This window comes from Sunxiuqinia sp. A32 (genome assembly GCF_052690465.1).
On the sequence record NZ_JBQYLI010000005.1, the window covers coordinates 291625 to 311814 of the forward strand.

General features: G+C 37.7%; 13 protein-coding genes and 1 riboswitch. Of the genes, 7 read left to right on the plus strand and 6 right to left on the minus strand.

Annotated elements, in window-relative coordinates; all coding sequences use genetic code 11:
• Positions 1–5: 5 nt before the first annotated feature.
• Positions 6–953 carry a LysR family transcriptional regulator gene (locus tag ACUNWD_RS07385; RefSeq protein WP_445587151.1) on the minus strand — a complete coding sequence of 316 codons (948 nt, stop codon included), beginning with the start codon at positions 951–953 and terminating at the stop codon, positions 6–8.
• Between the two features lie 112 nt (positions 954–1065).
• On the opposite strand from ACUNWD_RS07385, the gene ACUNWD_RS07390 reads away from it, so the two are divergent.
• Positions 1066–1530 (plus strand): Dps family protein, encoded by a 465-nt coding sequence (locus ACUNWD_RS07390; protein WP_445587152.1) that lies wholly within the window; start codon positions 1066–1068, stop codon positions 1528–1530.
• A 49-nt stretch (positions 1531–1579) separates the two neighbouring features.
• Here the strand turns inward: ACUNWD_RS07390 and ACUNWD_RS07395 are convergent, their stop codons facing one another.
• Positions 1580–3388, minus strand: coding sequence for a glycoside hydrolase family 15 protein (locus ACUNWD_RS07395; RefSeq protein ID WP_445587153.1), 1809 nt, complete (start codon positions 3386–3388; stop codon positions 1580–1582).
• Positions 3389–3672: 284 nt separating this feature from the next.
• Between ACUNWD_RS07395 and ACUNWD_RS07400 the strand changes: the two genes are divergently transcribed.
• From ACUNWD_RS07400 to xseB, 5 genes are read left to right on the plus strand one after another with little or no spacing between them, the layout of a single operon-like run.
• On the plus strand, positions 3673–5901 hold the full coding sequence (locus tag ACUNWD_RS07400; protein ID WP_445587154.1) for a bifunctional alpha,alpha-trehalose-phosphate synthase (UDP-forming)/trehalose-phosphatase: 2229 nt from the start codon (positions 3673–3675) through the stop codon (positions 5899–5901).
• 52 nt (positions 5902–5953) lie between these two features.
• Positions 5954–6766, plus strand: coding sequence for a toxin-antitoxin system YwqK family antitoxin (locus ACUNWD_RS07405; RefSeq protein ID WP_445587155.1), 813 nt, complete (start codon positions 5954–5956; stop codon positions 6764–6766).
• A 53-nt stretch (positions 6767–6819) separates the two neighbouring features.
• Positions 6820–8469, plus strand: coding sequence for a S8 family serine peptidase (locus ACUNWD_RS07410; RefSeq protein WP_445587156.1), 1650 nt, complete (start codon positions 6820–6822; stop codon positions 8467–8469).
• An 8-nt stretch (positions 8470–8477) separates the two neighbouring features.
• Entirely contained in the window at positions 8478–9917 is a 1440-nt protein-coding gene (xseA, locus tag ACUNWD_RS07415) for an exodeoxyribonuclease VII large subunit (RefSeq protein ID WP_445587157.1), read from the plus strand.
• A gap of 2 nt (positions 9918–9919) precedes the next feature.
• The gene (gene xseB, locus ACUNWD_RS07420; RefSeq protein ID WP_445587158.1) at positions 9920–10120 is read left to right on the plus strand and encodes an exodeoxyribonuclease VII small subunit; all 201 of its coding nucleotides are present in this window, start codon (positions 9920–9922) and stop codon (positions 10118–10120) included.
• Here xseB and ACUNWD_RS07425 read toward each other — a convergent pair.
• From ACUNWD_RS07425 to ACUNWD_RS07435, 3 genes are all read right to left on the minus strand, one after another.
• Positions 10117–13989: a translocation/assembly module TamB domain-containing protein gene (locus tag ACUNWD_RS07425; protein WP_445587159.1), complete on the minus strand. Its 3873-nt coding sequence runs from the start codon at positions 13987–13989 to the stop codon at positions 10117–10119. The two genes, xseB and ACUNWD_RS07425, sit on opposite strands and share 4 nt — an antisense overlap.
• Before the next feature lie 8 nt (positions 13990–13997).
• Positions 13998–15830 (minus strand): outer membrane protein assembly factor BamA, encoded by a 1833-nt coding sequence (gene bamA, locus ACUNWD_RS07430; RefSeq protein WP_445587160.1) that lies wholly within the window; start codon positions 15828–15830, stop codon positions 13998–14000.
• A 411-nt stretch (positions 15831–16241) separates the two neighbouring features.
• Positions 16242–16586: a translation initiation factor gene (locus ACUNWD_RS07435; protein ID WP_445587161.1), complete on the minus strand. Its 345-nt coding sequence runs from the start codon at positions 16584–16586 to the stop codon at positions 16242–16244.
• Positions 16587–16714: 128 nt separating this feature from the next.
• On the opposite strand from ACUNWD_RS07435, the gene ACUNWD_RS07440 reads away from it, so the two are divergent.
• Entirely contained in the window at positions 16715–17260 is a 546-nt protein-coding gene (locus tag ACUNWD_RS07440) for a hypothetical protein (RefSeq protein WP_445587162.1), read from the plus strand.
• Between the two features lie 71 nt (positions 17261–17331).
• Here the strand turns inward: ACUNWD_RS07440 and ACUNWD_RS07445 are convergent, their stop codons facing one another.
• Positions 17332–19806 (minus strand): TonB-dependent receptor, encoded by a 2475-nt coding sequence (locus ACUNWD_RS07445; RefSeq protein WP_445587163.1) that lies wholly within the window; start codon positions 19804–19806, stop codon positions 17332–17334.
• 40 nt (positions 19807–19846) lie between these two features.
• Positions 19847–19943, minus strand: a riboswitch (TPP riboswitch).
• Positions 19944–20190 lie beyond the last annotated feature (247 nt).

A 20190-nucleotide genomic window follows, 5' to 3' on the forward strand; every position in this document is an offset into this window, starting at 1 on the left:
GATAACTACAATCTTATTTTCGTATCAATTGGCTTAGCTTTGTCATTTAATCTCATTCGGGACGGAATATTCGCAACAATGACATCAAGCAACAAACCTGCTGTCTTTTTCAATCCGGTAGTCTTCAAATAAGCTGCACTAATCTCTCTAAGCGGTGCCGGATCCTCAAACGTTTTGATCATGTCTTCATTTTCTGTTGGAACATTTACCGTCGCAAGCTCCGGAATGAAAGTCATCCCTCCCTGGTTTTCAACAATTCTTCGAAGTGATTCTATTGAATAGGAAACATACCTAAAAGAAAGATTAGTATTATCCAACTCCGGAATTTGGCAGATGGAATTCACCTGATTCTGGAAACAATTCCCTTCCCGCAAATACCATAATTCATCCAACGGGAGTTTATCCAATTCCACCTTTTCAATTTTATACATATCATGTTTTTCAGAAACGTATAAATAAAACCGCTCCTGAAAAAGTGGAACAAATCCAATATTTTTTGCTTTTAATGGTGTTGACAATATACCAATATCCAGTTCATTATATGTCAACTGACTTACAATTTCCTCTGTATTCAACTCTACAATATCCAAAAACAACATCGGATATTTCTTTTTCATTTCATCAACAAAAAGGGGCACTAAATATGGTGAAAGCGTCGGAATAATTCCGACTGTAAGTTTTCCTTTATGGTTCTCATCAATCTCCAAACTAAGATTACTTAAATCTTCAATCTGCTGTACAATCTTCAATGCCTTTTCGTAAAACAATTCGCCTTCAGGAGTTAGTCCCAACGGTTTTTTAGTTCGATTTATTAGTTGATACTCAAACTCCTCTTCTAACTTCTGAATCTGTAAACTAAGCGCAGGTTGACTAATTCTCAATCGCTCTGCAGCCTTTGAGAAATTGCGTGTTCTCACAAATTCGATAAAATATTTGAGCTGGTTAACATTCATTGCAATATAACTTATTTTAATATTCGTATAAATATAATAAATATCAGTTATAGTATCTTTGAATTAAGCAATTAAAAAAAAACCGATGTCTAATAAAATAAAAAAAATCGATATGGAAACTTTAGAAAAAACACAAGTAAAAAATTTTGAAATAGTAACCGGTTTAAATGATTTACTGGCAGATTTACAAGTGCATTATCAAAACCTTCGAGGATTGCATTGGAACGTAAAAGGCACCATGTTTTTTGTTTTGCATTCCAAGTTTGAAGAATATTATAACCACACAGCGGAGGTCGTTGATGAAGTAGCAGAACGTATTTTAATGGTTGGAGGACAACCGGTACATACCTTTTCAGATTATCTTTCCAACGCCAGCATTAAGGAAGTTAAAAACGTTAGTGATGGAATACATGCAGTTTCGCTGGTTTTGGATCAGACAAATACTCTGTTAAAAAGAATGAAAGCAATATTGGACGTTGCATCCGATGAAAATGACGAAGGAACAAATGCTATGCTTAGTAATTTCATCAGTGAATATGAAAAAAGAACATGGATGTTACAAACATTTTTAAGCTAGGGGAAGAAAAACCAAGAATCAAAAAGGGGACATCGCAGTCCCCTTTTTTTTAATGTATAAAGTCTTTAATCTTTTCTTCGTCGGTAATCTCACCATTCGACATGGTGATGGCTGTTTCAATTAAGGCAAGATGAGAATACGCCTGAGGAAAGTTCCCAAGCATCTGCTTTGTATTGAAATCCAGATCTTCACTAAACAAGCCAACATGATTGGAATATCCCAGTAATTTCTTGAGTTTTTCCTTCGCTTCTTTCCGCCTGCCTATTTTATACAAGCTATTAATCAACCAGAAAGAACAGATCGTAAATGCAGATTTAGGAGTTCCAAAATCATCATTATTCTTATATCGAAACATTAGCCCCTGATATTCCAAGTCTTCCTGAATTGCAGATACCGTGTCAATATATCGCTGATCTTTTGCATCAATAAAACCATAAGACTCCATTAATAAAACAGAAGCATCCAAATAGTCTGTACCATAAGACTGGGTAAATGCCTTTTTGTTTTCAGACCAGGCATTTTTATGAATATCCTTTTTAATCTTTTCGCTCAATTTACTCCAAGGCTCAATATACATATCCCGTTGCAGTAACTTGGCAATTTTCAATGCTCGATCCACTGCAACCCAACAAAGCACTTTGCTGAAAGTAAAATGTTTGTTTTCGTTACGAATTTCCCAAATCCCCCTATCCGGCTTATGCCAGTTTTGTTCCACAACTTTTATGACATTGCGAACAATCGTCCAAAGTTCCTCACTATGCTCCAAACTTACCGAGTAAATCTCAAAATGCTGAAGAATAACATCTAATAGAATTCCGTAAATATCATTTTGCTTTTGCCGATAGGCAGCATTTCCAACTCTTACCGGTTTAGAGTTTTCGTATCCACTTAAATGAGATAATTCTTTTTCGGTAAGTTTTTTTTCTCCCTGAATGCCATACATGATTTGCATCTTCTCATCTTTATCAGGAAGAATATCAATAATGAAGTTCAGATACCGACGAGCTAATTTATTATGGCCAAGAGAGGTCATTATTTTCACAACCATTGAAGCGTCCCTGATCCAGCAAAACCGGTAATCCCAATTTCGCTCTTCCCCAATTGTTTCGGGAAGCGAAGTTGTTAAAGCAGCTAGAATAGCACCACTTTTATCGAAACTCAACATCTTCAGAGTTAACGCGCTTCGAATAATCTCGTCATTGAAAAATTGGTAGGAAGTTGTACGTTCCGCCCAATTGAGCCAATAAACTTTGGTTCGCTCCAACTTTAACTTTGCACGTCGGACATTCTGAGGCAATAACTTCTGGTTATAACTGAACAAGCAATATTCATCCTTAGTAAGTGTTATCTCCATTTCTGCGAGAATATCTTTCCGGTCAAAACTAGTATGAAGGTATAAAGAATCGTAGGGTCCTTTTGTCGTCGACGATTTTATATATTCATCCTCAATAATATTCTCTGTAGGATTGCTTGCATATTCAAGCCTTGGATCATATTTAATTTTAAAAACCGGCTGTCCGATAATCAATTTAAAATATCGGATTACATCTGGAGGTGTATAATATCCTCCATTATCCTGATTTCGATACCGAGGCATAAAATCATTCACCTCAAATATTCCATCCATACAATTAAACCGTGTAACCAGAATATTTGTACGAGGTATATAGAACTGCGTCACCTCTTGCAGGTTCTCCGGAATAATTTCGAACGAACCGCCCTTTTCTTTGTCCAACAGTTTTGCAAAAACCGATGACGAATCAAAATGCGGAAGACACATCCATTCAACCGCTCCCCTCTCTGAAATCATTGCAGCACTTCTGCAATTCCCAATCACACCGTAGTTCAAGTTCCTCATAAAAGAATGTTAAGCTTCAATTATTAATTGGCAAATCTGCCTTTTCATTTTGTCAACTCTCAAAATTAACTTATATTAATGTTGATGTCCATAAATACTGAAATCAACACCAATTCTTGATTACCCAAGAATTCCAAAAGTAACAATATTCTGAACAAACAACTTTAGATGAAGCAATTGTTTATCAGCTTGAATAGTCAAAACATTTCATTTACAAAGGTGTTGAGAAGGTTGAATGATTTCGGGCTAATTAGACTTTTAATAAAAAATTAAAATACAAAACCATGAACAAGATTCATATTGTATCAAACCGTCTTCCATTAAGTATTAACAAAGAAGGCTCAGATTATAAACTTACTCCCAGTGTTGGAGGATTGGCTACCGGGATGCGCTCCATTTACAGGGAGTATGGAGGCAAATGGATCGGGTGGCCTGGTATTGCAGAAAATGATCTTACTCCTGCTGACGAAAAAGCAATTGAAGAAAAACTGGTTGGTGAAGCTTGCCTGGCAGTTCATTTGGATAAGGAAGAAATAAACTTGTATTATGAGGGATTCAGCAACAATGTCATTTGGCCACTCTTTCACTATTTCGCTCAGTTTATCGAATACAATCCTGCCTATTGGGATGCCTATAAAGAGGTTAATCGGAAATTTGCAGACAAAGCCCTTGAGACTCTTGAAGATGGCGATACTATTTGGATTCATGACTATCAGCTTATGCTGGTTCCTGAAATGATAAAAACAGCGAAACCCAAAGTGACAATCGGATTTTTCCTTCACATCCCATTCCCCTCTTTTGAGGTTTTCCGAACGCTTCCCTGGCGAACAGAACTTATTAGAGGAATGTTGGGATCAGACCTGATTGGCTTTCACACCTACGATTATGAACGACATTTTTTCAGTTCTGTTAGAAGGCTTCTTGGATATGAAATCTCATTTAATCAAATACATTTAGAAGACCGGATTGTGATGGCTGATGCCTTCCCAATGGGAATCGATTACGACAAGTTTGCAATCAAAGCAAGCGAAATCGTACAAAAACCAGTTCAAGAAAGATCAGACTTGCACCGGGAACTTGAAAAATATTTTCACCTTTCGCCCGACCGAAAACTAATACTTTCGATTGACCGACTGGACTATACGAAGGGAATTCCAAACCGTATTCGGGCGTTTGAATCTTTCCTTGAAAAGTATCCCCAATTTCAAAATGAAGTAACATTGATTATGTTGGTTGTTCCATCTCGTGACTCAGTGGAGCAATATCGTCTGCTAAAAAGTGAAGTCGACGAATTGGTTGGGCGAATTAATGGACGATTTGGAAGTGTCAATTACACACCCGTTTGGTATTTCTACCGCTCGTTGCCATTTGAAAACCTGATCGAATTGTACAGCACTTGCGATGTCGCCCTGATCACTCCTGTTCGTGACGGAATGAACCTGGTTGCAAAAGAATATATCGCTTCAAGAGTAAACCAAAGCGGAGTGATCATTATAAGTGAGATGGCTGGAGTTGCACAGGAAATGGGCGAAGCAATCGTGATCAATCCAAATAATGAAGAACAAATTGCTGATAGTATCTACCAGGCCCTAACCATGCCTATGGAAGAACAAAAATCCCGAATGAATTTTCTACAAAAAAGGATTAAGCGTTACGATGTATTCAAATGGTCAAGCGAGTTTTTAAAATCATTGAGAAAAATAGAAGCTATCCAACAAACATTTTTTGCAAAAAGAATTACGCCATCCATTCAAGATGAGTTAGTCGATCGATTCCAAAAAGCAAAGAAACGTGCCATTTTTCTGGATTATGACGGTACCTTGGTGAGCTTCAAAAATGATCCTCAGGCAGCCAAACCCGATGAGGAACTGCACAATTTAATCTCAAATCTCACCAGTGATGAACGAAATATTGTAACTATTATTAGTGGTCGTGATCGGGATACTCTTCAAAATTGGCTGGGCAAGCACCATGTCAACCTGATTGTTGAACATGGCGTTTGGCTGAAAAATATTGGGGGCGATTGGCAAATGATTGATAACATCAACAGCAATTGGAAACCTGAAATTCGACCTTTAATGGAAAATTTTGTGGATCGTACTCCGGGAACGTTTATTGAAGAGAAGAATTATTCATTAGTTTGGCACTACCGTAAAGCAGAACCAGACCAGGGGGAACAGCGAGCAAACCAGTTAAAAGATGAACTTCGCAACTTGATAGCCAACCACAATTTGGAAATTATGGAAGGAAATAAAGTGATCGAAGTAAAAGCAGGTGGTATCAATAAAGGTATAGCTGCCATGCGTTTCATAAAAGATGAAAATTTTGATTGTTTGGTCGCCATGGGTGATGACTGGACAGATGAATACATGTTCCGTGAATTACCGGAAGATTCAATCACAATCAAAGTTGGAATGAAGAAAACCGCCGCTGCCTACAAAGTAGAATCTGTAGCTGCAATCAGAAAATTATTGAAAGTATTGGGTGAAAAAGAAACCGCAAAATCTGTGTAATTTTGTCTTTCATCAAAATAAATTTCTAGATTCGATGGTTTATTAAAGAATTATGAAGCAGTTTACAATTTTCATCATATTCATATTTTTCTCAATAGTTGTCTTTTCTCAAGACGACAACTACAACAAAAGAGACGACCAGGGTAGAAAGCAAGGTATTTGGAAAAAATATCAGGACAATGGGAAACTTCTTTACGAAGGTACATTTATGAATGATAAACCAGTTGGAGAGTTTAAAAGGTACCATCCCAACGGAATGCTGATGGCTTATCTTAAACATGACGTATATTCCGACACAACAAATGCGGAACTATTTGACACTCGGGCCAGGCTTATAGCCAGGGGAATGTATATTGGTCAAAAGAAAACCGGGATATGGTCCTATTTTACGGATGGCAAACTAATTTCTGAAGAAGTATACAAGAATGGGCTGAAGGACGGGAAGTCAAAAACGTACTATCCGACCGGAGAATTATTTGAAGAAACCGAATGGGAAAATAATAAACAATCTGGTGTTTACCGGGCCTATTTTAAGAATGGCAAACCCTACATGGAATGTCAGATGAAATTAGGACAACGAAATGGCACTTGCCAGGTAAACCATGAGAATGGACAACTGGAACTGGATGCATATTATAAAAATGGCCTCAGACAAAATAAATGGAACTACTATGACACATCAGGTAATCTATCATACACACTCGAATATGATCTGGGAGTTTTAATGAACCCTGAAGTTTTGGACAGTATTCAACAAATTGAATTTGAAAAACTGGAATCTGGTCGCCATAGTATAGTTGATCCGGAAAAATTTCTTCAAGATCCTGTGGAATATATGATCAAAAATAAAATGCGAGGACAGTAAATCATTCAAAACATGTATTGCTGAAAATCGTTTATGCAGTTAATTTCAAGGAAATGAAGATCTGGTATTTATTTGTCATATTGATGTTATCTTCCTTTTTCTCATCTCAGGCAAAAGACGATACTTCCAATTATTACTGGATCGGATTTAACGATAAGAAAGGCACAGCCTATTCGGTTAACCGACCAAATGAATTCCTTTCTGCCAGAGCGATCCAACGTAGGTTAAATCAATACATTCCAATTGACGAACTGGATCTTCCTGTTTCTAAGAATTACATCGATAGTCTTGAAAGTAAAGGAGCAAAAATTATTAACTATTCTAAATGGTTAAACGGCGTAACTATACTAGCATCCGAAACTCAATACGAATCCATATTATCCGGTTTCAATTTTATTAGGGAATCTGAACTAACAAAACCGGGTTTGACGTTAAAATCGAGCAGCAATAAGTTTTGGAATGAAAAAATACATACTGAAATTGATTCGAGTTACTATGGTTATTCATCCTACCAGGTAGGACAATTAAACGGGCATTTTCTGCATGAAAATGATTTTCTGGGTCAGGGAATCCAAATAGCAGTTCTGGATGCAGGTTTTTACAAAGTCAATGAACTTCCTGCTTTTGATGTTCTAAATGCTGAGAACAGGATTTTAGGCACTCGTGATTTTGTCGATCCATTTTCGGATGTCTATCTCAGAGACAACCATGGGATGAACGTACTTTCAACCATGGCTAGTGAACTTCCGGGTTACTTAATCGGGACAGCTCCCAAAGCCAGCTATTATCTGCTACGTTCAGAAGATGCAAGTTCTGAATATCTCATTGAAGAAGACAACTGGGTGGCAGCTGCAGAATATGCCGATAGCTTAGGCGTTGATATCATCAATTCATCCCTTGGGTATTCTGAGTTTGATGATTCGACCATGAATCATAGCTACTCAGATATGGACGGAATGACAACCCGCGTATCTCGAGCTGCCAATATTGCTTTCCAAAAGGGAATGCTGGTTATTGCCAGTGCTGGCAATGAGGCAAATGATCCATGGCACTATATCATTTCCCCAGCAGATGCGAACCAGGTAATTGCTGTTGGCGCAGTTGATCAATACAATCAATGGGCACTGTTCAGCTCAATTGGGCCTAATTCGGATAATGAGATAAAACCCAATGTTGCAGCAATGGGGCTAAATAGCGTTGTACAAAAATCTGACGGAAAGCTTGGTGTTGCCAATGGAACTTCATTTTCATCTCCTATTTTAGCAGGCATGGCTGCATGCTTATGGCAAGCTCTCCCCGGCGCGACCAACAAACAAATAAAAAATGCCATTGAAGAAAGTGCTTCTCAATATTCCTTTCCCGATACGTTACTCGGATATGGCATCCCCAATTTTGAGTTGGCAAATGCACTTTTAACAAATAAGCTGGGAGATCAGTCACCTAATAAACAATGGGCAATTGGGCCGAATCCATTCGAAAGCGAACTTCGCTTTTTTAAGCGTGGAGATACAACTCTTTCCGGCAAATACTATGTGAGTATCGTCCAAAGTAATGGACAAGTTGTTTTTCAAAAAGTTTTTCAGGAAGAGCAGCTTCTCTATTTTGGAAATCTTAGTAACTTGCCCGATGGAATCTACGTTGTTTATATTGAATCCAATGGGAATAGGGAATATCACAAGGTGGTGAAACTGACGACGAAATAGCTTAAGAAATGGGTGAAAACCAATTAACACTATCAACTTTAAATACATTAATCAAGAATACGCTTGATGATGCATTTCCAGAGCTATATTGGATTAGGGCGGAAATCAGCGAACTAACAATTAACCGTGCCGGGCATTGTTATCTTGAGCTGGTTGAACTGGATGAAGTTAGCAAGGAAGTATTGGCAAGAACCCGGTCAACTATCTGGTCATATTCATTCAGAATGCTGAAACCTTATTTTGAAACCACGACAGGCCAACAATTTTCTGAGGGAATAAAAGTATTGGTTCATGCAAAAGTTGAGTATCATCCTGTTTATGGACTAAGCCTCAATATTCGTGATATCGATCCGGCTTTTACCATGGGTGACATGGCTCGTAAACGTCGGGAAATACTTCTGCAACTGGAAGAAGATGGCGTGTTAACCATGAATAAGGAACTACAACTCCCACTGGTTCCACAACGAGTTGCGATCATCTCATCTCCTACTGCCGCTGGGTTGCAGGACTTCATGGATCAGTTGAATAACAATCCCTATCAATATAAATTTTACACCAAGCTATTTCCCGCAATCATGCAGGGAAAAGAAACTGCAGATTCAATCATGCTGGCACTGGAACAAGTTTTCAACTATGAAGACTTTTTTGATGTGGTAGTGATCATTCGTGGTGGTGGTGCTCAATTGGACTTAGCCAGCTTCGATCATTATGAACTTGCCTATCACATCACCCAACTTCCCATTCCTGTTCTTACGGGAATTGGGCATGACAAAGATGAGACAGTGATTGACCTGGTCGCTCATACGAAGTTAAAAACACCAACTGCGGTTGCCGAGTTCTTAATCACCGGAGCAGCAACGTTTGAGCAGGAATTGCTTGAATTTGAGAAGCGTTTTGTTGATATGGTGGAAGATCGAATATCCCTGGAAAAAGAATTTTTACGGCAAGCGAGCCAAACTCTTGTTCAAGGGGTACGAAAACTAGTAACCAGGGAGGATAGTAATTTCAAAATGACACAATACCGACTTCAGAAGTCAATTCCCTCTTTTATCCATCACAAAAAAGACCTGTTTAAACAATACCAACATTTGCTGATAAAGAACGGAGAAAGTCTGATCAGGGATGAATATTACTTATTGGAAAAGAAAACAGATAACCTAAGCTCTCTTACTCAGCGACAGTTTCGAATGATGCGCACAAAACTAACCCAGACATTACACGAAATAAAAATACGATTAGAAGATGGGTTTAAATTAAAAGAAAACGAACTTAAAAACTTTGAAGAAAAAAACCGTCTGATTGACCCAATGCGAATTCTAAAGCGTGGTTATAGCCTGACATACAAAGATGGTCAATTAGTAAAATCAGCAAGTGGATTAACTGAAGGAGAACAACTGGAAACGCAATTCGCTGATGGAAAAGTGAAAAGTAAAATCATAAAAAAATAACGATGGCAGCAAAAAAAATGACTTACCAGGAAGCAGTTAACGAAATTGACGAAATCCTGAATAAAATTGAAAACGACGAGTTGGATGTTGATGAACTTTCGGAAAAAGTAAAACGAGTATCCAGCCTGATAAAATTGTGTAAAGAAAAACTGCACAAAACTGAAACTGAAGTGGAAAACATTTTAAAGGAAATGGAAGACTAATTCGAGTTTAGTTTAAAAATTACATCAAACCCACTATCATTTGATGAGTTGTTAAGCTGAAAGAACAAAAATTTAAACAACTCATATTCAAGGCGCACTTCGTACTTGGAAATGTTTTTTTCATTTGTTTCACCAAATCGCTGTTCGTAGCTTAAAAATAAATCATTTGTAATATACTTACCAACCACGACCGTAGCATTTGCAAAACCTCCATTACTTTTCACCTTGACGTAATTAACATTCAGTTTTTTACTTAAAAAGCTACTAATCTGCGATGAAAGGAATGAAGCAGCCGCTGTGCCAGCAAGGCCTCCGGCTCCCGAAACATTTTCCTGCTCATTAATGGTTAACTCATTCATACTTTTCCCAAACATGATATAAGAAAGGGCATCTCCCTCACGAATAGAACTTCCATCAAGCGTAAAGCCTACAGATGGATTTTCGGAGGTTCCCGTTACGGTTACACTTAATCTTTGTTCAGCCCGCTGCAAATTCCTGAACGTGTACGATGCTGTGATATTCATCTCGGGAATCAATTCCTCTCCCCCTTGAAATGAAATGGTTCCCTCATCAATTATAAAAGTTCGTCCCAATAAATCATACTGACCTCGAACCACCTCAACAGTTCCAAACAACTCAAAGAATTCCTTGTTCTTAATCATCTCCAAATCACCAGAGATTTCAAGATGTAAATCATCATTTTTGATCCATGAGTTTTTAGGAATATTCAATTTTACTCGTCCGGTTATCACATCCAAATAATCAAAATTGATGCTGTCTTTTTCGCTGTTACCAGCGACTTTCAGTTGAGCGGTATCATTGAGCAATTGCTGTTTTTCAAGTTGTTGCACTAAGATTGGCTTGGGCAGTTCAGGCACGCTTACCTTACCTGCTAAATTCATAATGGCTGGCAAATAAATTTCAGATTGAGGAATGGTCAAATCTCCATCGAAAACCACATCACCCTTTGTGACGCTTAAACTTGCATCTCCCGACAGTTGCATATTGAACTGGCGATGATTTACCGGGTTAAAATCATCAAAATTGAGACTGAACGTCGACTGGCTAATTTCACCGTTATAAAAATTTGAATCAAAATCAATGGTACCATTTGCGGTGAAATTACCATCTTCACTTTTTACAAAAAAAGTATCTAGTTGAACCTGATTCTTTAGAAACTCCATATAAAAAGAAATATCGTCATAGGAAATTCCATACTCAGAAATACGAATAGAGGCGTCATGTAATGCCAGATTTCCATTTGGGTTTGGTGCATCCATTGTTCCATCAATATTAAGTTGACCCTCTAAATACCCACCAATATCTTTTGTAATATCAATCCCTTTCAAAATTGCTAAAGGAAACCTATCAACATTCAATTTTACATCAATAGAATCACTTGTATCCAATGAATAACTCAAACTATCCAATTGTAAACTCATCGGAATTGAACCATTCAACACAATTCTGCCACTATCAATCGGGACAACCTTAAATTGCAATTTCATCAAATCATTTTTGTACGCGACAGTGCCACCGAATTCGGAAAACTGATACCCACTAAAGCGAGCTTGATCTACGAAAATATTGCCATCCAACAACGGAAATTCGGCATCACCCGCTAATTTCAAATCTGCATTTATCTTACCGTCGACATCTACATCCTGATCCAACAATTTCATAAGAGCAGCCACATCAACATTGGCAATTTTCAACCTTAAATTCTCCGCCCCTTTCCTGCGAATCTTTCCATCAACCGATACATATTGTGCAGAGTCGGAATCTCCACTTGCCATTTTAAAATGATCAACAGAATAATCTAATGAATCAAATTGTATCCGGGTGGGTTTCTGCTGAAGGCTCCACAACTGCTGTTTATAATCGATACGCCAATCCGATAATTCTATCTGAAGTGGATTTCCCAACGCAACGCCTCCTTCCAAATCGGAACTTAATTCATTGCCTGCCAAGCTGCTTTTAAATGAAATGGAATCAGTCGTATATCTCAAAGTTGTCGTTAATGAATCAAACGAAAACGAACTGTAACTGACATCCTTACCCACAATTTTCGCATCAAATAAAGTATTATTCTTACTTAGCTCACCATTGGCATTCAACACCACTTTTTCAACTATAAAATCCTGAAAACTCGTCTGATCCAATGCTATTTCTGACTGCAAAAACAGGTGATCCATTGTTCCATTTAAGCTTGCATTTACCTCTCCACTTGATTTAAAATCAGTGAAAGGAAAATAGCTGGCAAATTCATCTAAATCATCAAATTTGATTTTTAAAGCAATTGAAGAATTTGATTTTAAATTATAAATTCCGCTTGCCAACAATTCTGTAGACAAAGACTTTGCCCACAAAGAATCGATAGTAATTTCCTCTTGGCGATAACTTACCTTCGCCAATAAAGTATCTAAATTGATCTTCTGAAAACTTGATTTTGAAAATCGCACCTTTGCTTTCGCATCTATTTTTTTCGGATCAAAACTTGTGCCTTGCACACTCATCTGAAAATTCAAATCTGATTGCAAGCTATCATTCCCAAGCAGATTCGCTATGTTGAATTTTGCAGCAATTAAATCGACTTGGTAAATAGGTTCAGTTTGTAAATTCTGAATCTTCGGACTCAACTTAAATTTGCCAAAATCGCCATTTCCTTCGGTAACTCCATCCAAAACTCCATGCTCTAAATTAAGAGAGAGAAGCAATTTTTCAACAGGTCGCTTCTGAATAATACAATCTCGGAAGTCGCCTTTCAACGAAACTTTTGCGTTTTTCATATCGGTACCACTTCCATCCAAATTCAACTCTCCATTAATCAAGTAATCCAATTCCGAATCGCCAACCCATTGTGCAAGATTAATCTCCGTGAAAATCCCTTTCAAATGATAGTTCAGGATAGAATCATCAGAAGCACTTAGAAAACTGATCAGATTTGATGAAGAAGCTTCCAAATGAATCTGCTGCCCCTGATCACTTAATTTGAGAGTCGCAAAAACGGAATCGCCTTTCAATTCTGCATCAACTTTCAAAATTGGAGTTGCCGGAATTTTAAATCCTGCCATGAAGAATTCAAATTCTTTTAAATGTAAAGGTGAGCTTTCTAAATTTCCACTTGCCTGCGCATTCGGATCTGGCAGATACTCAGCATTTGCAGTGAGCTGATTTTGTGCAGTTTTTACATGAAAATCTTTCAACTCAATTCCAGTTTGATTCCTACTCAGGTTAAATGACAATTTCTTCAAAGTTAAATTCGGATTCGTTGTAGAAAACGACAAATTGTTAAGATCCAACTGCTGATTGGTAACCGCATATTCGACTGATAATAATAAATTCAAATCATCAATCTGACTCGGGATTATTGTATCCAATGATTGAATGGAAACTTTTCCATTGCGCAGGTTGAAAGTTGACAAACTTAGCCCAAACGAACTATTTGAAGAAGTATCTTCTTCGTTGGCAGATGCTTTAATTAGCTGCTGAAAATTCCAAATGGAATCATTGTTTTGACTAAGAATAACTTTGGGTTGGGTAATTTCAATTAAATGAACTTTAAATTGATCTTCAAAAATTGAAAGCAAATCGTATTCTGCACGAAATTGAGAGATAAATGCAACGGTATCGGTTTCATCGGAAAGTAAAACATCCTTCATCTCAAAGTTGGTAAAAAAGTTCCCTTCAATTTCACCGATCTTAAGCTGGCCGTTTAAAAATCTGGTCGATTGATTCGCCACCACATTTGCCAACTTCTCCTTGAAAAATGAAGTCTGGATCAGCAAACCAACAAGCACAAGAAGTTGCAGAATGCTTGCTAAAAACCATCCTAGTATTCGAACACGATATTTGATCACTTTCTTCATCTATCAATCTAAAATGCCTGTCCAACACTAATAAAAAATTGTGCACTTTTCTTTTCATTCCATAAAGGGAAACCGACATCAAAACGGATAGGTCCAATTGGCGTATCCACCCGCAATCCACCACCTGACGCATAACCCAAATTATTTATATGGTAAGAATATGACTCCGTCCAAACATTGCCAGTATCCATAAATGCAACTCCACTTACCCTCCAAAATAGCGGATATCTCAATTCGAGGTTCCCCTCCAAAATACTTTTCCCACCCAAAGGTGTTCCGCTTTCTCTTTTAGGCCCCAATTGAGAACGGCTCCATCCACGAACGGAATTACTTCCGCCAGAGTAAAAACGGTCCTCCACAGGAATAAACTGACTGTCATCTGAAGAATTGATTCCACCTGCCATTGTTCGCACTGCGATTACCCATTTCCCAGCTTTCTGATAGGTTCTTAAATCAGCCCACAGCCTGGTATAATTGAAATCACCACCAAACAAATGCCCGTTCACCTTAAAGCCCACAGATACATTGACTCCCTCAATTGGCGAGAATCTGGGCTTTGCATCATCGAATACCGTACTAAATAATATCCCCGACTTATTATATGGAAACTTGTCTTCTACATAATCCTGAAATTCTATATCCCCTTCCTCAACCGTTTGCTCCACATTTTCCAAATAATAGATCAACTTGCTATTCAGGTGATCATTGAAACGATACGCCAACGGAATATTCATTCCATAGGTGCGGGTATCGTAACCGGGCTCTGAGATTCGGTTTATAAATGGATTAAAAGCTAAGCTGCTTTTCTTGCTGAAAAACTGGGGTTGGATCCATTTCAAACTAATATTATATGGCTCCAGGGCAGAGTGCTTAACGTACAGATTTAATCGTCGGGCGCCACCCCAAAAACCTCGATAATTCAGATCAATAAATGTCCTGAACTTATCTTCCGTACCATAGCCAACTCCAAAACGAGTATCAAAACGTGGAGCTTCTTCAACGTACAAACGGACAGGAATTGGATTTTTCAGTGACTCAGAATCTTTATCAGGCAGTACCGAAACAACCCTGAATAACTGAAGATTGTATAAATCTTCCCGTGTTTTAGCCAATAACGATTTATCGTATGTTTCACCTTCACTATATTCCAATTGCTTATTAATAAAATTGCTAGAGACATGTTTATTCCCAATTATCATAGTCTCTCCAATACGACATAACGGCCCGGGAATAATCGTATAAGTGATCTGGGTAGAATGACGATCGACATCCAAGTCAAGGTCATATTTAACTTTTGCGTATGCGTACCCCAGATTGCGAAATACATCCTCAATAAATAATACGTCGCTGCTTATTGCTTCATCCCGAAAACGTTTTCCCTTCGTTAAATTTAACTTGCGAAAGATTCTTGCTGAAACAGAATCAGTGTTTACAGTATTTGCCAAATCCCCATATAATATCGTCACTGAATCTACTAAAATTGGATTGCCTTCTTCAACTTCAAAATTCAGCCGTACGCTTTGCTTATCCTTATTAACTTTCAAGGAATTCAGCTTGGTTTCCGCATTTAAAAAACCTTCACTTTGATAAATTCGAACCAGCCGTTCCAAGTCCAGCTTAATTAGTTCTTGATTGTACAAAAATCGTTCTTCGCTGGTTAAAAGTTTTTGTAAAAAGGAAACTTCTTTCAAGGCCATTTGATCCAATAGAAATTCCTTATCAAGCGTTTTATTCCCATGAAAGTTGATTTTTCGCACTTCATAATTATTTTGGGCAGCCAACTGAAAAAGAAGACTTCCGGCAAAAAACAAACAACCAATTAATAGGAATGATTTTTTCATACGTCTATATTCCAGTTCCAATTTAGAATATTTTCAGCTGCAAGAAAAAATCTTTTACAACTAAAATAATTATTTAGTTTTCTGCGTCTCATATTCAGCTGTTCGTATATCACTTCAAGACACTTATTCTCTTAATTTGTTCGTGGTAAGTTTCAATTTTGCCACACAATCAACTGCACATAGACGAATAAATCCAGCTCAACCCAGAACTGGCGTCCTTCTGCTATTTAATTTGCAAAAAAAATCAGATTGGGGCATCGAAAGGGAGATGATATAAATGATCCGGGTATTGATTATTCTTTAGATTTCAGAAAGACAAATACACTTGATTGCTTTTATCTTTCTGGTGCTGCGTTCAATCAAATGATTTACTTACTGTTAATTCGGAAAATAACGATGCACTAAAAAATACTAACCGCCGGAACGCTTCGCTTTGTAACCTTCCTTTTGAAGAATTTGCATGACTTTATCACGAAAGTCTCCCTGTATCAAAATTTCTCCCTCTTTGGAAGATCCGCCAACTCCACATTTACTCTTTAACAGCCTGGCAAGCTCCTTCAAATCTGAATCGGAACCAATAAAACCAGTAATCAATGTAACTGCTTTTCCTTTTCTGTTTTTCTTATCGAGCATTACTCTCAAATCCTGATGCTGAGGAGGAAGCGTTTCTTGTTCGTCCTGTTCATCCTTTTGGTATTCAAAATCAGAACTGGTTGAATACACTACTCCTAATCGGTCTTTCCAATCTTTTGCCATGGGTTAAATTTATATCACAAAATTAAAAGAAAAAACGACGCAGTACCTTTTATCAAATTTCAATTTATTTTCCTGAACCTTTTTACCACAAACAAGGTTTGCTTAGTATGATGAACCAATAACTTGAAATGAGGAGATTGATAGAAGTAAAAAGCAAGGCTGATATTTTTCCTGAATATAAAAACACCCCAATTGGGTTGCTTCTGGAATACCATAATTTAAACCGAACATTTTGCAGATACGATTCTCCGCAAATGCTAATTGGCATGTGCATGGATAATCGAAAAAGTTTGTGGATTCCTGAAAACTTTGCTTTTATTATTCGTTCCGGTGGTGCCAACTTATTCTACCACGAATTTCAGGTTTCCTATGCAATTGGTGTTGGAGATGTAAAACACATTGCCCTGATTGGACATAACGATTGTGGAATGGTTCAGATTCACAACCGAAAAGATTTATTTATTGAAGGACTGCAAAAGAATGCAGGATGGAAGCAGGAAACTGCCCAAATGCATTTTGAAAATTTATCACCTTTTTTTGAGATTGGCGATGAAACAGAATTCCTGGTTTCTGAGGCTAAACGTATCCAAAGAAGATACCCATCAATTGTTGTTGCTCCCCTTTATTTTAATGAAGAGACCAGTAAAATCTCACAAATTGAGATGAAAGAATAATTCTGCGATTATATTTGAATGACATCCGTCCGAAGACGAATGCCATTCCTTTTAAATCTAATTCTTAAAATTTAAAACTTGAAATCAATTCCGGCAAAGAAATGAGTTCCAGCCTGTGGAAAATATCCATCCATTTTGTAACGGTCTCCACCGGTATAATATGAATAAACCCAGGCATTACTTTCGTATTCTACATCGAATAAATTGTTAACCATAAAATGCAAGGTGACTGAATCAAACAACTTACATTTCATGTTGTAATCCACTTTCAGGCTATTTACAAACCATGCATCTAACTTCCGGTCATCGTTTGAAGTATTGTCGATGTACTGATCACTAACATAGTTTGATAGCAGTGCTATATTCAATCCTTTTGCAGGCAGTAAACTAAGCTGGCTATTCACAATCACAGCTGGTGAAAATGCCAAGTCTGTTTCCCCTAGCTCTGCGATGTACTGATAAGGTTCGTTTTCCATATCATACCAATAGTCCCAGTTGTCAACATACTCAACAAAGTCTTTAATCTTGTTTTGGCTAAAAGTTGCATTCGCATCCCAGCTCAGGTTTCGCGTGATTTTCAATCCACCAGTAAATTCAATCCCCAAACGATAACTTTTGTCAACGTTCACCATGATTGGAGCACCAACATCATTGATTTCTCCAGTCGTTATCAATTGATCGTTGTATGCCATGTAGTAGAGATTCGCGCCAAAAGCATATTTATTCGATTTGTACGAATATCCGGCTTCAAAGTCATTCAGAGTTTCTGAAACTGGCTGTTTGCCAGCAGGATCGGCATCTACAAAATTACTTCTGTTCGGTTCACGATTAGCTCTTGAATAACTGAAATAGGCTTCCTGGGAATCGCTTGGACGGTAGAAAATCCCCAATTTCGGATTGAAGAAGAAGAAATTGTGAGATTGTGTCAAATCCCTCAAATCATCATCAATTCCGCCGATTTCGTAATTGATATTTCTAATCTGCATATCTGCATACAAATTTACCTTTTCCAGAACTTGCAAATTATATTTTCCAAAGATGTTAAAATCCTTTTTCAAACCGGTTCCGCTGTACCAAACATGGTTTTTTTCATTTTCACCCATGTACTGAGCCCAGATAACCTGTCCGTAATGATGGCCATCATAAGTATTATATCCTCCACCAAACGTTAGTTCCGAAATGCCTTTGTTGTAATTCAAAGAAAAAGTTGCACCATAGAAATCATTCGACAACCATTTACGGGCAATCAGGTCAGTCACCTCAATTCCCTCAGGAGCGTCCATTTGAAAATCGGCATATTCTTCATCATACTCATAATTTTCGTAATAGCCACGACCATACGTATAATGCAATGCAGCATTGATATTCAAATAATCATTAAACTGATGAGAAAAATGCAATTGGTAATGATCTTGCTGATAATGATCAACTGCATTTTCATAGGTGTAAAAATTGTATGTTCTGGCATCTGAATTAATGATGTGATCGTGCTGAATTTCATTTGCACGAGCTGAATGGGAGTTCCACAGCCAATGATCGCGGTAGCGTTCCATTCCTGCAACATCACCCTCCAATTTAACCGAAGGCACACCATACCAGGCCTGGTAAGTTTCCTCAAAACCAGAAAATAAATTCAATTTTAAAATCGTATTCCCTGAATAGTAACCTGCAGAAGCAAAGAATGATTTCAAATCAGATTCAGCACGATCGATAAATCCATCCGAATTCACATTTGATAAGCGAACATCGACCGTAAAATGATCATTCAACAACCCGGTTCCGGCACTTACCGAATGCTTCACGGTGTGATAACTTCCTACAGAAGTTTTATACTCCGCATAAGCTTCTTTATTCAAGGTAGAAGTTTGCAGGTTAATTGTAGCACCAAAAGCAGCCGCACCGTTTGTTGAAGTTCCAACCCCGCGCTGCACCTGAATATTCTCAACAGAACCAGCCAAATCGGGAATATCCACAAACCAGGTTCCATGTGATTCAGCATCGTTCATTGGAATCCCATTTACGGTCACATTAATACGGTTCAGATCTGTTCCACGAATCCTGAAATTCGTATAGCCAACTCCCGCTCCTGCATCCGATGTTGCAACATAAGATGGAGTCATTGTAAGAAGGTAAGGAATATCTTGCCCAATGTTTCTGCCTTCAATTGTTTCCTTGCTAACATCTGTTTTTGCAACAGGAGTTTTGTCTCCTGCACGCGTTGCAAAAACCAACACTTCTTCTGCCATCACATTTGATGCTTCCAAAATCACATCCTGATCAACATCTTGACTAACTGTAATCTGAATTTTCTTTTGTTCAAATCCAATGTAAGAAACAGTCAGGTAATAATCTCCGGCTTTTACATTTTTGAATTGAAATACTCCTTCATCATTGGTCGAAGTTCCTTTGTAGTTTCCAGACAGCATCACACTTGCACCAATCAAGGATTCTCCGGACTCACTTTTCACCGTTCCCTGGATAAAATACTCTGCATACGAAAATGCAAACACACACTGCATCAGCAGCATTAAAATAAGTTTTTTCATTATTAGAAAATTTGGTTAATAAATAACCAATGAGGTAGGAATTAATCCCTATCGCCCTCCCTACGCCGGTACTAACCGGATCAGGTTCTTTGGGTATGATCTCAGTCCGTTTATTTAGGACACCCCATTGCGTAAATGTTGCTGCAAAGTTAATAGAAAAAAACTGATTCGATCAATCTAAATAAGCTAACTTCAAAACTACACACACTGAATTTATTTCATATTCAGCATATTAAATCCTGAAAAAATGACTTTCAAAAAGACAAAATGTCAATCCTCAATAACATAATTCAATAAAAACAGGGCTTATTTAGAATGGTATATACTTTGATCATTTTTTGCTGTTAACAATTAAAGTTGAACTAATAATTAGGAGGATTTAGT